Consider the following 12,995-nt stretch of genomic DNA (forward strand, 5'->3'; position numbering starts at 1 on the left):
AGTTCGTCGCACCCCTCGATCAGCTGCTGAGCGAGGCCGCATTGCGGCCCGTGAACCGGTGGCTGCCCGGCGAATCGGGGGTTCGGTTCCTCGATGCGCTGGCCAAACGCCCCGACCGGGTCACGCGCAGGGTCGGGGCACTCGTCGACGAACTCGGCCGGATCGTCATGGGCACATCGCAGCTCGCACCGCAGCCGAAAGACCGGCGCTTCAGTGACCCGGAGTGGTCGCAGAACCCGCTGCTGAAGCGCGTCGTGCAGGCCTATCTGGCCGCGGACGAACTGGCCGAGGGGCTCCTCGAGGACGCGCCGCTGGAGTGGCGCGATGCCCAGCGGATGAAGTTCGTCCTCTCGAACATCCTCGAAGCCGCCGCGCCGAGCAACAATCCACTGATCAGCCCCGTCGCGTGGAAGACGTTCTTCGCCACCAGAGGCGCCAACGCGGTCTCGGGGCCGCGCAATCTGCTGCGGGACTTCGCCGGCTCGCCCCGGATCCCCGCGATGGTCGAGCCGGACGCGTTCAGGGTGGGTGTCGATCTCGGCATCACCCCCGGCGCGGTCGTGTACCGGACAGAGATGTTCGAGCTGATCCAGTATCTGCCGCAGACCGAGACCGTGCGAGCGGTGCCGCTGCTGATCGTTCCACCGACCATCAACAAGTACTACGTCCTCGATCTGGCGCCCGGCCGCAGCCTGGTCGAGTACCTCGTCCGACAAGGCCAGCAGGTGTTCATGATCTCGTGGCGCAATCCCGATGAACGCCATCGTGATTGGGGTATCGACGCCTATGCCGAAGCCGTGATCGAGGCGTTCGGTGTGGTCGACCGGATCGCGGGTGCCGGATCCGTGCACACGATGGCGGCCTGCTCGGGTGGCCTGATCGCCTGCATGGCGGCCGCGCACCGCGCGCGGACCGGCGGTCTCGGCAAACTCGCCAGCCTCAATCTGCTGGTCACCATGATCGACCAGCACCGGGGAGGCGTGGCGGGCTCACTCATCGACGAAAGTGTCGCTCGTGCCGCGATCGCCCGGTCGCAGCACAAGGGATACCTGGACGGCCGCGCTCTCGCCGAAGTCTTCGCCTGGTTGCGACCGTCCGATCTGGTCTGGAACTACTGGGTCAACAACTATCTGCAAGGGAAGACCCCGCCCAAGTTCGACATCCTCTTCTGGAACGCCGACACCACCCGGATGCCCGCCGCGCTGCATCGTGACTTCATCGAAGCCGCACTGCACAACAAGCTGGCCACCGCGGGCGCGGTCACGGTGCTCGGCACCCCCATCGAACTGAACGAGATCACCGTCGACTCCTATGTCGTAGCCGGCTCGGCGGACCACATCTGCCCCTGGGCCAATTGCTACCGCAGTGCCCAACTGCTCGGCGGCAAGGTGCGTTTCGTCCTGTCTACCAACGGTCACATCGCCGCGCTGGTCAACCCGCCCGGCAACCGCAAATCCAATTACCAGGTGTCCGAGGACACCTCGCTCGATCCCGCGGACTGGCGCGGCGCGGCGGCGACCGTGCAGGGGTCGTGGTGGCCCGACTACGCCGCGTGGCTCGGCGATCGTTCCGGGCCGGACAAACCCGCCTCGGCCATGCTCGGCAGCGCCGAGTTCCGGCCGCTCGGCGTCGCGCCCGGCACTTACGTCTTGTCCGACTGACCCCGGTTCACCATCCTCCTTTCACCACGTCGACCGCGACGCCGATCACCGCGACGTTGTAGAAGAATCCGATCACCGAGTGGAGCAGCACTTGCGCCCGGATGGACCGGGTTCGGGTGTTGACGTCGGAGACCGCGAACGAGACACCGATGGTGAAGGAGAAATAGGCGAAGTCCAGCAGATTCGGGCGCGGAGTGTCGGGGAACGACAGCGGTTCTTCCGGGAGCCGCCGATGGTAGGTGCGGGCGTACTGTTCGGCGAAGCCGAGGTGCAGCAGGAACCAGGCCAGCAGGGCCACAACGACAGCGATGATGTCGGTGGGCACCGCGTGGTCGTCGCCCGCGTCGCCTGCGACGATCGAGAGCACCGTGGCCAAGCCGACGGTGCTCGTGACCACTGTCAAGACGAGTGCCGTCCAGCTGTCGGGGATCGCGTCCATCCACTCGGCGGGGTCGTCGGCGTGGCGGTTCCGCAGCAACAGAACCAGCCACGCACCGATGTACACAGCGGCGAGAAGCCCCCAGCCGAGCAACCATCCGCGCGGCTCACCGGCCCACAGCGCGGCAACGCCGAGCACCACCAGGCCCGCCTCGAGGACCCGGCTCGCGATCACCCTCGGGCTGTGCACAGGGACGACTCCTTCACTCCGACTGGAGGGAGGCCGTGCGTGGCAGTGCCGACCCGCCCTGCCGCATCGTATGTTCAGAGTGCGCGGACGAGGCCGGTCGACGCGCCTCTGTCGACGATCAAGGTCTCGCCCGTCACCCATCGCTGCGCGTCCGAGGCGAGGTGGGCGATGATTTCGCCGGTGTCGTCCGTCTCGCCGGACGGTGCCGGTGCCGTGGTCGCCCCGGCGAGTCCACCGCCGAGCGCGACGGCGTTGACCCGGACGGTCGGTGAGAGCTCGGCCGCCAATTGTCCGGTGACATGGATCAGTGCGGCATGCGCCGCGCTGTACAGGCCGGAGTCCGCCCCACCGACCGTGTTGATCACTACGCCGCCGTGCTCGCTCATCCACGCGCGCGCCACGAGTGAGGTCCACAGGATCGGCGCCCACAGGTTCACGCCGAGGGTTTTGGTGAATCTCAGGTAGTCCTGATCGACGAGCCGGCCGCGGGCATGGTCGGTGCCCGACGTGTTGACCAGGATGTCGACGCTACCGAAACGGTCGATCACCGATTCCACACATCGTTGCGCTGCTTCCTGGTCGACGGCACCGACGGCCACGCCGACGGCGTTGCCTCCGACTGCGGCCGCGGCCGCGTTCGCGGCGTCCCGACCGGGTAAGGCCAGCACGACATTGCCGCCTGCTCGGGAAATCGACTGTGCCGCGGCCAGAGCGATTCCCCGCATGCCACCGGTGATGACGGCCGTCCGGCCGGAGAAATCGAATCGGCTCACCTCGGCCACCATCACTGTCTGCTCGTCGGGTGAATGTGCGGGCAGACTCTCCACGGACATCGTCGGCCTTCCCGGTGCGCCGTTGCACCGAGCAGGAGCCTGCATCGCGGTGATCCCACTTCGCCTCGTTATCGAAGTCGAATCTAATTCGAGTTTAGGAGCGAGTCGCTGCGCTGTCAACCGGCGATAAGGCCGATCTCAGACTTGCGGCCGCCGTGATCAGTCCTGCGGCGCGTAGGTGCCGAGGTATGCCGTGACCAGTCGCTTCAACTCGGCGATGGTGGACTCGTCACCCCCCGCCGACCGACGGAATGCCACGTCGAACAGTCGGCTACCGGCTTCGAAAGCGAGCTCGACGGCGAGCTGGGGAGTATCGGCGTCGAGGAAGTTCCGGTCGATCAGGTAGCGCCGGAACCGCTCGGCCAGTTCCGCGTCGAAGGCCTTGGCCACCTCGCCGATCGCCGGGGAGCGCCCGAAGTACCAGAGTTCGACGAAGTCGGGGAACTCCCGGCAGTACCCGACCAGAATATCGACGATTCCGCCGACGGCCTGGCCCGGACTCCCCGGGGCCGCATGCTCGAGCGCGTCGGCGATACGGCTGTCCAATCGCTCCGCGTGCCGGCGCACCAGCTCGACATCCACGTGGTTGCGATCAGCGAAGTAGTGGTACATCGAGGCCAGCGGGATGCCGGTCCGTTCACTGATCGCCTTCAACGTGGCGGCCTCGTACCCCTGCTCCCGCAGCAGCGTTTCAGCCGCCTCGAGGATGGCCTGTACCCGCTCGACTCCGCGGCGCTGCACCGGGGCCGGTCGAGCGGATGCTTTGCGCACCGCCGATTTATCGAACACGATTCCAGATCGTAACCGCTACCCCACCGGTCCGCACCTACCTGATCGGCCAGACCGGCGTGCCATGCCGCCTCGAAACCGTCCTGCGCGCAACCACAGGACTCGGTCCCCCACCTGAGATCGACTCCGCTTCAAGCGTTTTCACCGGTGTTACCTTGACCACTCCGATAGTCACCCGCTATGTTCACTCGCCAACAGAACTGGTCAAACGTTCAAATGGGCGTGCGACCAACTGCGGGAGTCGAGGGACGCGGATGATCGAGACAGCAAGACGCGGTGGACGGGCCGTGCGGTGGATGACAACGGTCGCGCTGGTCGCCGGAATCGGCGTGGCCGGGAGCGCTCCGGTCGCGGCGCAACCTGGTTCGGAGCTGACACCGCTGCGTGCCGAGGGCGCCGAGCTGGTCGACGGATTCGGCCGCACCGTGCTGCTGCACGGAGTGAACAATGTCGACAAGCACGCACCCTTCCTGATGCCCGGCGACAATTTCACCCTCACCGACGAGTCCGCGGCGATGCTCGCCCGGCACGGGTTCAACACGGTTCGCCTCGGCGTGTCGTTCGAGGGCTTGATGCCGACCGAGGGCGTGATCGACACCGCCTACCTCGATCGCGTCGAAGACGTCGTGGACACCTTGGCCGCGCACGGCATCTACACCCTGCTCGACAATCACCAGGACGGACTGTCGAACGTCTGGGGCGGCAACGGCTTTCCCGCCTGGTCCATCCGGGCTCGGCCGCACCCCGACGAACCCAACCCCGGTTTTCCGCTGTACTACCTCATGCCGAGCATGAACCTCGGCTGGGACGAAGTGTGGAACAACACCCACGGCGTCCTCGACCACCTCGGCACCGCGCTCGGCGCGCTGGCCGAACGGATGAACGGCCGCTCGGGCGTGCTCGGCATCGAGCTGCTCAACGAACCCTGGCCGGGCACACCGTTTCTCACCTGTTTTCCCGACGGCTGCCCCGGCTTCGACGCCACCTATCAGCGCGCCCTGCAGCGACTGACCGATGCCGTCCGGGCCCGCAATGCCACGGTGCCGGTGTTCTGGGAGCCCAATGTCACCTGGAACGAGACGATGCCGAGCCATCTCGGCAAGAATCCGCCGATCACCAGCTCCGACATCGTGTTCGCCCCGCACGACTACTGCATCCCGAGTCAGCTCGCCATCTACCTCGACCTGCCGGAGGACCTGCGCGCGGCGTGTCCGGTGCAGCAGGACAAGACCTGGTCCAACATCGATTCGTTCACCGCTCGCACCGATATCCCGACCATGATCACCGAATTCGGTGACGGCGACCCGACGGTGTTGCGCAACACCACGATTCGCGCCGACGAACGGTTCGTCGGCTGGCACTACTGGCATTACAGCGCCGGTGACGGCGATCCGTTCCGCGGTGACCTGGGCCGCGAACTGGTGCGCACCTACCCACGTGCCACCGCGGGGACGCCCGAGGCACTGATCTACGACTCCGGCAACGGTGATTTCGCGTACCGGTTCCGACCACGAGCCGCGTCGGCGCCCACCGAGATCTATGTCTCCGACCTGGCCTATCCGGACGGGTACGAAGTCGAGGTCGCCAACGGTCGCGTCACCTCGCCGACAGGCGATCGTGTCGTCACCGTGGAGGCCGACGGCACGGCCCCCGTCACCGTCCGCATCCATCGTCCGGGCTCCGACGGCGCCGAGCTGTCGACCGGATCGGGCACCGGCTCGGGTATCCCCTGGCCGTTCACCGGTTCGGCGGGCTGAAGCCGGCTGCCGGCCGCCCCTGGCCCCTCCGGCTGCCCTTGACTTCACTACTGAGTGCGCTCATTATTGAGTGGACTCAGTAGAAGGGAAACGCACTATGCGAGCGTTCGTGGTCGACCGGTACAAGGAGCCTCTGCGCGAGGCGGACGTCGCCGAGCCGGTGATGGGCGATCACGATGTGCTGGTCCAGATCCACGCCGCCGGGCTCAACAGCCTCGACGAGAAGATCCGGGCGGGCGAGTTCAAGCGGATCCTGCCGTACAAACTGCCGCTGGTCCTCGGCAACGATCTCGCCGGGACGGTGATCGGCGTCGGACCGAAGGTGCGGGAGTTCAGGGCCGGTGACGAGGTGTTCGCCCGGCCCGACAAGGACCGGATCGGCACGTTCGCCGAACGCATCGCGGTGGCCGAAACCGATCTGGCGCGCAAGCCGTCCTCGGTCGGTTTCGAGGAAGCCGCCGCGCTGCCGCTGGTGGCCTTGACCGCATGGCAAGCGCTGGTGGAACGGGGCGATCTCGGACCGGGGCAACGGGTCCTCATCCATGCCGGTGCGGGTGGAGTCGGGTCGATCGCGATCCAGCTCGCCAAGCACCTCGGCGCCACGGTCGCCACCACCGTCAGCACCGGCAATGTCGAATTCGCACGGGAGCTGGGCGCCGACGTGGTGATCGACTACCGCGAGCAGGACTTCGAACAGGTACTCGACGGATACGACGTGGTCCTCGACAGCCTCGGCGGCCAGAATTTGGAGAAGTCGCTGCGGGTGCTGCGCCCCGGCGGCACGGCGATCGGGATCGCCGGACCACCCGACCCGGCGTTCGCCCGCCGGCTGGGCGCGAACCTCGTACTCCGCCTGGCGGTCGCCGCACTCAGTCGCGGGATCCGCCGCCGGGCCGCGCGGCTCGGCGTGAATTACGAGTTCCTCTTCATGCGGGCCGACGGCGCCCAGCTGCGCCACATCGCCGCCCTGGTCGACGACGGCGTCCTACGCCCGGTCGTCACCAGGGTCTTCGACTTCGACCGCACCGAGCAAGCACTGCGGTCTCTGCAAGACCGGGGCACCCGCGGCAAGTCCGTCATCACCATCCCCTGACCCACCGAACCAGAAAGCGGACCGTCATGAGCACGCACGGGAACGTCATCACCTCCTACAAGGACGCACCGACCCGCACCGCCACCGCGGGCGGGGTGACCTACGCCTACCGTGAGCTGGGACCGAAAGGTGGTGTGCCGGTTGTCTTCTTCGTCCATCTCGCGGCGAACCTCGACAACTGGGACCCCAGGATCATCGATCCCCTGGCTCGGCAGCACCACGTCGTCACCTTCGACAATCGCGGTGTCGGGGCGTCCTCCGGCCGGGTGCCCGACAGTGTCGAGGCGATGGCCGACGACGCCTACACCTTCGTCACCGCGCTCGGCTTCGACGAGATCGACGTCTTCGCCTTCTCGCTCGGCGGTTTCGTCGCCCAGGACCTGGTGCGCAAACACCCTGCGCTGGTGCGCAAACTCGTCCTCACCGGCACCGGACCCAGGGGCGGCAAAGGCATCGACAAGGTCGGCGGCGTCACCTACCGCGACATCCTGCGTGCCACCGCGACCCGCGCCGATCCCAAAGAGTTCCTGTTCTTCAACCGCGACACCGACGGCAAGGCGGCCGGGCGGGCGTTCATCCGGCGGCTCGCGGAACGCACCACCGACCGCGATACACCCGTCACCGTGCCGACATTGCGCACACAGTTGAAGGCGATCAAGAAGTGGGGGCTGTCCTCCCCCGACGACCTCACCACGATCACCCAGCCGACTCTCATCGCCAACGGCGACAACGACCGGATGGTGCCCTCGGTCCTGTCCGAGGACCTGCACCGGCGCATCCCCGACAGCGAGCTGATCATCTACCCCGGCTCCGGGCACGGCGGGATCTTCCAGTTCCACGACGAATTCGCCACCGCCGCAGCCGAATTCCTCGCCCGATAGATTCCCCGGCACCCGATGCGGCGGCGCCGGATCCGCTCGCAGGATGGGCACGATAGCCTCGTCGTGAGTCGATTCACCCAGCAACGAAGGACCGAAGGTGTCACCCCAAGCCGGCAGGCGCGAGCGAAACAAACAGCAGAAGCTCGAGCGGATCACCGCCGCCGCCCGTGACCTGTTCGCCGAGCGCGGCGTCGACGAAGTCACCACCCAGGAGATCGCCGACAAGGCCGACATCGGCGCGGGCACCCTGTTCCTCTACGTCAAGAACAAGGGCGAACTCCTGCTGCTCGTGCAGAACGCCGGCTACGCCGAGGCTCTCGCACAGGGCGTCGCGGCGGCCGAACACCTCCCCGACGCCCTCGACGCGATCATGGCGATCGTCCGCGGCATCGTCGAGTGCAACCGCAAACAGATCGACAACGGACGAACCTATCTGCGAGAGATGGTCTTCGGCGACTCCGAGGAGCCCCATCATCGCGACGCGCTCGCCCTGACGTTGCAGACCGAATCGGCGGTCGCCGACGTGCTCCGGCGAGACCAGCGCATCACCCCCACCGACGCCGCAGCCCTCGCCCACATCGTTTCCGCGATCATGTTCCTCAGCATGGCGGCGACCGTCAACATCACCACCTCGACCGAGGACATCGTGCAGCAGATCAGAGACCAGGTCCGGGTCCTGCTGCAGCGGTGACATCGAGCCCACTCGCGCCGGGTCAGGCCTTCATCTCGTAGGTCCCGGCCAGTCCGCGCGCCTTGCCGAGCACACGCTCGAAGCGGGCCTTGTCGAAGGCGGGGCGGCGCACCAGGTCGAGTGCTCGGCGCTGCTGGACCGTGGTGGCGGTCGGCTTGTTGTGCAGGGCAAGGGCGTTCGTGGAGAAGCCGCGGACGAAGCCGTCGAAGATCTGGTCGATGACCGCGGGGTCGGTGCCCTCGATCACCGCCTGCTCCAGTACCAGCTGCGCGTAGGGCACCGCCGTGAACAGCTCACCGAAGGCGAACAGGAAGTCGACGTCTTTCTGCTGCGACGGCGTCGGAGCGGCGACCGCGAGCAGTGCCTGCAGCGCGAGGACCTGCTCGAGGAACACCGCGACATTCGGCACGTCACGGAAGCTCTCGAAGACCGGACGCCAGTCGGCGAAGCGGATCCGGCCGAGGCCACTGCTCGGTCCCTGCCGGAACAGGAACTCGTCGTCGGCGGCGTCGTGCCGTGTCGGTACCGGTTCGTAAGCGGCGCAAGCCAATTCGGCGCCGAGCGGTTTCACGATCGAGCCGAGACGCGGAGTGAGTTTGCGACTCGTCCATGACAGCGCACCGGCGGCGGCGCGGGTGGCGACCGTGGGCGCCACCGCGACACCGGGCAGCGATCGCATTGCGGCCAGACCGGCATCGGCCGGGTGGAACATGTAGTTGGCCATGAACTTCAGCGACAGTGCCATGTTGACGTGGACGGTGCCCTCCAGCCTCGGGAGCCCGAACATGGCCGTCATCGCGACCGGAAAGTACATGTCGTTCTCGAACCCGCGCGCGGCGATCACATCGGCGAGGTCCTCGATCACGCGCTGTCCCTGGCGCGTCACCGACATCTTCTCGATGGCGTTGAACAGCAGGTAGCGCCGGTCCTCGGGTGAGGCCGAACGCATGTAGTCCACCGCGCGAGCGCTGTAGAGCTTCATCGCGGCGATCCGCGCGTAGGAATCGGCGATCAGGGCTCGGACCTGCGGGAACTCGGTGACTCGGTGCCCGAACAGAATCCGGTTCTCGGCGTGGTCGATCGCCTCGTAGAAGGAGTGCTCGCAGGCGCCGATCGCGCCGAAGCCGAGGTTGAACTTGCCCACGTTGACCGTGTTCATCGCCGCGTGGAAGGCGTCCTCCCCGCGGTGCAGGATGTCTTCCTCGGCGACGGGATAGTTCTCGAGCTCGAACGCGGCGACATAGATCTGGCTGTCGACGACGTTCTTGCGCAGCTTGTACGCCTCGTGCTGGGAGTCCGCGACGAAGAAGAGGTACCCCTCGTAATCCTCCTGCGTCGGTTTACCCCGCATGGCCGCGGCACTGTCGATGATCGGCTTGTCCGAGCGACGGCCGAATACCGAGACCATCGAGGCCAGGTTGCCGTTGCCGATGTAGTACTTGCCGCCGGTCGCGGTGTATCCGCCGTCGGGCTGGGGGTCGACGATCATGTCGGTGGAGTACACGTCGGCGCCGTGTTCCTTCTCCGACAGGCCGAACGCGAAGATCTCTCCGACCTCGAGTTGCGCGGCCGCCTTCTGCTTGGCGACGGTGTTGTCGCTCTGCCAGATCGGCCCGAGACCAAGGATGGTGACCTGCCAGATGTACCAGTAGGTCATGCCGTAGAAGCCGAAGATCTGGCTCAACATGGCGTTGCGCGCGGTGTCCCAGCGCTTGTTCGGGTCACCGCCCGCCTCGGCCGCCGGGGTGAGGAAGGTCGCGAACAAGCGCTCCTTCTTCACGAAATCGAGGAACTCCGACGGCCAGACGCGGGCCCGGTCGTCGTCGAGCAGCCTGGTCTTGCCCCGCGACTCGAACCAGTCGACCGTCGCGCGCAGCAACCTGCGCGTCTCCGGGTCGAACTGCGCGAAGTCGGCGGTGTTCGGGTTGAAGAGATCTCGGGGCATCACGGCTCCTCCTGCGGGCGTCCGGCACGGTCGGACGGTTCATTCAGTACTGTAGCATTTTCATACAGCGATGTAGGAATAGTGGGCGGGTTGCTATTGTGTGCGCATGGGTAGCGAGACGGCAGTGCAGCGGCGAGGGCGGGCCGCGCATCTCGGCCCCGAGCGGCGCAGACCCCAGGTGCTCGACGCGGCGCTGGCCATCGCCGCGGACCACGGCGTCGCGGCGGTCACGATGGGCGCGGTCGCCGATTACATGAAGGTGACCCGCCCGGTGGTCTACGCCTGCTTCCCGGACCGGGTCGAACTGATCGACGCACTGATCCAGCGCGAGGAGAGCTTCCTGATCTCCGGTGTGCTCGACCTATTGCCGCCGCGCACCACGAACGCCGACGAGACAGTCTTCGTCGAGGGGTTCCGCGCCCTGCTGCACAAGGCGTCCGAACGCCCCGATGCCTGGCGGCTGATCTACGGCAATCCCGATCCCGCGGTCGCCGGTTCCTTCGGGCGCGGCCGGCGGCTGGCCGTCGAACGCTGCACGGCGCTGCTGCGCCCGACCTTGCACGCCTGGGGTGTCGAGGACGCCGAGCGCAAACTCCCCGCGCTGGTGGAGCTGTGGGTCTCGGCGGCGGAAAGTGCGGTCCGGACCCTGTTCACCAACCCGGACGAGTGGAATCCGGATGATCTGGGCGCTTTCGTCGGCTCGGCGGTCTACCGCGCGATGCGCAGCGCATAAGGCGGCTCAGACCCTCCCGCACCAGCCCGGCATGACGGTTGCCGGTACCAGCGTTACCGGATACTCTGAGCGTGTCGGTGCACAACTGTTCACTCAAATATGACAGGCAGGGCGGACCATGGGGTCTCGTTACACAGATTCGGTCAGTGCGTGGCGCGAGCAGGTGCGAAAGGACCTGCGCACGGTCACCGAGTTCGCCCAGGAAGCCCGGGCGGCCGCCACCGTCCGCGGGCGCGGCATCGGCCGCGTCGCCGACGGAGCCCGTCGTGATGTGACCGCGGAGGCACGGGCACTGGCCGAGGATCTCGCCGACCTCGCCGATGCCGCCCTGCGCTCACGCACGGACGGCCGAAAGTCGCGGCTGGGCAACCTCTTCGGGAGCCGTGCGCGCCGACGCCGTTGACCGCCGCCGCCCGCGCGGCGTACGCGCGGTCGGGACCTCACGACCCACCCGGCTAGCCTGTGAGGAAATGGCCGTGTGCGCGTATGTCGTCCGGCCACGGTGGCAACGACGACGACAAGGAGTCCACGGGTGGCTGTCCTGGACGCGAAGCTGAGCGGCATCTACGACGAGGTACTGCGCCGCAATCCCGGGGAATCCGAATTCCACCAGGCAGTACACGAGGTTCTCGACAGTCTCGGTCCCGTCGTCGCCAAACACCCGCAGTACGCGGACGCCGCGGTGATCCGTCGTTTGTGCGAGCCCGAACGGCAGATCATCTTCCGGGTGCCGTGGGTCGACGATTCCGGCACCGTGCAGATCAATCGTGGCTTCCGGGTGGAGTTCAATTCCGCGCTCGGCCCGTACAAGGGCGGGCTCCGCTTCCATCCCTCGGTCTATCTGGGCATCGTGAAGTTCCTGGGGTTCGAGCAGATCTTCAAGAACTCGCTCACCGGACTTCCCATCGGTGGCGGTAAGGGCGGCTCGGACTTCGACCCGAAGGGCCGCTCGGAGGGCGAGGTGATGCGGTTCTGTCAGGCATTCATGACCGAGCTCTACCGGCATCTCGGTGAACACACCGACGTCCCCGCCGGCGACACCGGAGTGGGTGGCCGCGAAATCGGCTACCTGTTCGGCCAGTACAAGCGCATCACCAACCGATACGAGTCCGGGGTACTCACCGGCAAGGGCCTGACCTGGGGCGGTTCGCAGGTGCGCCGGGAAGCCACCGGCTACGGAGCGGTCTTCTTCGTCGACGAAATCCTCTCCGCCGCAGGCCGGTCCATGGAAGGCCAGAAAGTGGTGGTGTCGGGTTCGGGCAACGTCGCGATCTACGCGATCGAGAAGGTCCACCAGCTCGGCGGCATCGTGGTGGCCTGCTCCGATTCCAGCGGTTACGTCGTCGACGAGCAGGGCATCGATCTCGAACTGCTCAAGCAGATCAAGGAAGTACAGCGCGGCCGGATCGCCGACTACGCCGAAAAACGTGGCGGTGCCGCACAATTCGTCGCGGGCGGTTCACTGTGGGAGGTGCCCTGCGATATCGCGCTGCCGTGCGCGACCCAGAACGAACTCGACGGCGCCGCCGCGGGCAAACTCGTCGCGAACGGCTGCCGCATTGTCGCCGAGGGCGCCAATATGCCGTGCAGGCCGGAGGCGGTGCGGTTGTTCAACGAGGCGGGGGTGATCTTCGCGCCCGGCAAGGCGGCCAACGCGGGCGGTGTCGCGACCAGCGCGCTCGAGATGCAGCAGAACGCCTCGCGCGACTCGTGGAGCTTCGAGCACACCGAGGAGCGCCTGGCCGAGATCATGCGCGGCATCCACGATCGCTGCCTGGCCACCGCCGACGAATACGGCGTACCGGGCAACTATCAAGCAGGCGCCAATATCGGTGGCTTCATCCAGGTCGCCGACGCGATGCTGGCACTCGGCGTCATCTGAGCGCTACCTCCCGGCGAACACCGCGCCGCCCCCAATTGTGGGGGCTGGTGCGAATTCTCGGAATTTGCCCGAGGTGAATGCCTCGCGGCGCTACCTTCTGTC

12 protein-coding genes are annotated in these 12,995 nt (G+C 66.9%); 8 read left to right on the plus strand and 4 right to left on the minus strand.

All coding sequences use genetic code 11. From position 1 onward, the window contains the following. Positions 1–41: 41 nt before the first annotated feature. Positions 42–1,661 (plus strand): PHA/PHB synthase family protein, encoded by a 1,620-nt coding sequence (locus ACSVDM_RS18745; protein ID WP_439266603.1) that lies wholly within the window; start codon positions 42–44, stop codon positions 1,659–1,661. Positions 1,662–1,668: 7 nt separating this feature from the next. On the opposite strand, the gene ACSVDM_RS18750 is transcribed toward ACSVDM_RS18745, so the two are convergent. From ACSVDM_RS18750 to ACSVDM_RS18760, 3 genes are all read right to left on the minus strand, one after another. Beyond that, entirely contained in the window at positions 1,669–2,289 is a 621-nt protein-coding gene (locus tag ACSVDM_RS18750) for a DUF1345 domain-containing protein (protein WP_439266604.1), read from the minus strand. Between the two features lie 74 nt (positions 2,290–2,363). After that, positions 2,364–3,074 carry an SDR family oxidoreductase gene (locus ACSVDM_RS18755; protein WP_439266710.1) on the minus strand — a complete coding sequence of 237 codons (711 nt, stop codon included), beginning with the start codon at positions 3,072–3,074 and terminating at the stop codon, positions 2,364–2,366. A gap of 207 nt (positions 3,075–3,281) precedes the next feature. Further along, positions 3,282–3,911: a TetR/AcrR family transcriptional regulator gene (locus ACSVDM_RS18760; RefSeq protein WP_439266606.1), complete on the minus strand. Its 630-nt coding sequence runs from the start codon at positions 3,909–3,911 to the stop codon at positions 3,282–3,284. Positions 3,912–4,165: 254 nt separating this feature from the next. Between ACSVDM_RS18760 and ACSVDM_RS18765 the strand changes: the two genes are divergently transcribed. From ACSVDM_RS18765 to ACSVDM_RS18780, 4 genes are all read left to right on the plus strand, one after another. Further along, positions 4,166–5,668, plus strand: coding sequence for an endoglycoceramidase I (locus ACSVDM_RS18765; RefSeq protein WP_439266608.1), 1,503 nt, complete (start codon positions 4,166–4,168; stop codon positions 5,666–5,668). 97 nt (positions 5,669–5,765) lie between these two features. Then, a complete protein-coding gene (locus ACSVDM_RS18770) occupies positions 5,766–6,761 on the plus strand; it encodes an NADP-dependent oxidoreductase (RefSeq protein WP_439266610.1) in 996 nt (331 codons plus the stop codon). A gap of 26 nt (positions 6,762–6,787) precedes the next feature. Then, entirely contained in the window at positions 6,788–7,642 is an 855-nt protein-coding gene (locus tag ACSVDM_RS18775) for an alpha/beta fold hydrolase (protein WP_439266613.1), read from the plus strand. Positions 7,643–7,739: 97 nt separating this feature from the next. After that, positions 7,740–8,333: a TetR/AcrR family transcriptional regulator gene (locus ACSVDM_RS18780; RefSeq protein ID WP_439266614.1), complete on the plus strand. Its 594-nt coding sequence runs from the start codon at positions 7,740–7,742 to the stop codon at positions 8,331–8,333. A 22-nt stretch (positions 8,334–8,355) separates the two neighbouring features. On the opposite strand, the gene ACSVDM_RS18785 is transcribed toward ACSVDM_RS18780, so the two are convergent. Then, a complete protein-coding gene (locus ACSVDM_RS18785) occupies positions 8,356–10,278 on the minus strand; it encodes an acyl-CoA dehydrogenase family protein (RefSeq protein WP_439266616.1) in 1,923 nt (640 codons plus the stop codon). A gap of 106 nt (positions 10,279–10,384) precedes the next feature. On the opposite strand from ACSVDM_RS18785, the gene ACSVDM_RS18790 reads away from it, so the two are divergent. The 3 genes from ACSVDM_RS18790 (at position 10,385) to gdhA (ending at position 12,893) form a co-directional block, all read left to right on the plus strand. Continuing rightward, positions 10,385–11,011, plus strand: a complete 627-nt coding sequence (locus ACSVDM_RS18790; protein WP_439266617.1) for a TetR/AcrR family transcriptional regulator — start codon at positions 10,385–10,387, stop codon at positions 11,009–11,011. 118 nt (positions 11,012–11,129) lie between these two features. Next, positions 11,130–11,414, plus strand: a complete 285-nt coding sequence (locus ACSVDM_RS18795; RefSeq protein WP_157104912.1) for a hypothetical protein — start codon at positions 11,130–11,132, stop codon at positions 11,412–11,414. A gap of 129 nt (positions 11,415–11,543) precedes the next feature. Further along, the gene (gdhA, locus tag ACSVDM_RS18800) at positions 11,544–12,893 is read left to right on the plus strand and encodes an NADP-specific glutamate dehydrogenase (protein ID WP_439266619.1); all 1,350 of its coding nucleotides are present in this window, start codon (positions 11,544–11,546) and stop codon (positions 12,891–12,893) included. Positions 12,894–12,995: the final 102 nt, after the last annotated feature.

Source organism: Nocardia sp. JW2 (assembly GCF_051843015.1).
In the GTDB taxonomy this organism is placed as follows: Bacteria; Actinomycetota; Actinomycetes; order Mycobacteriales; family Mycobacteriaceae; genus Nocardia; species Nocardia coubleae.

Coding starts and splice junctions, on each gene's coding strand:
- ACSVDM_RS18790 (WP_439266617.1), top strand. CDS start 10,385: ATGGGTAGCGAGACGGCAGTGCAGCGGCGAGGGCGGGCCGCGCATCTC.
- ACSVDM_RS18755 (WP_439266710.1), bottom strand. CDS start 3,074: ATGGTGGCCGAGGTGAGCCGATTCGATTTCTCCGGCCGGACGGCCGTC.
- ACSVDM_RS18785 (WP_439266616.1), bottom strand. CDS start 10,278: ATGCCCCGAGATCTCTTCAACCCGAACACCGCCGACTTCGCGCAGTTC.
- ACSVDM_RS18775 (WP_439266613.1), top strand. CDS start 6,788: ATGAGCACGCACGGGAACGTCATCACCTCCTACAAGGACGCACCGACC.
- ACSVDM_RS18795 (WP_157104912.1), top strand. CDS start 11,130: ATGGGGTCTCGTTACACAGATTCGGTCAGTGCGTGGCGCGAGCAGGTG.
- ACSVDM_RS18765 (WP_439266608.1), top strand. CDS start 4,166: ATGATCGAGACAGCAAGACGCGGTGGACGGGCCGTGCGGTGGATGACA.
- ACSVDM_RS18770 (WP_439266610.1), top strand. CDS start 5,766: ATGCGAGCGTTCGTGGTCGACCGGTACAAGGAGCCTCTGCGCGAGGCG.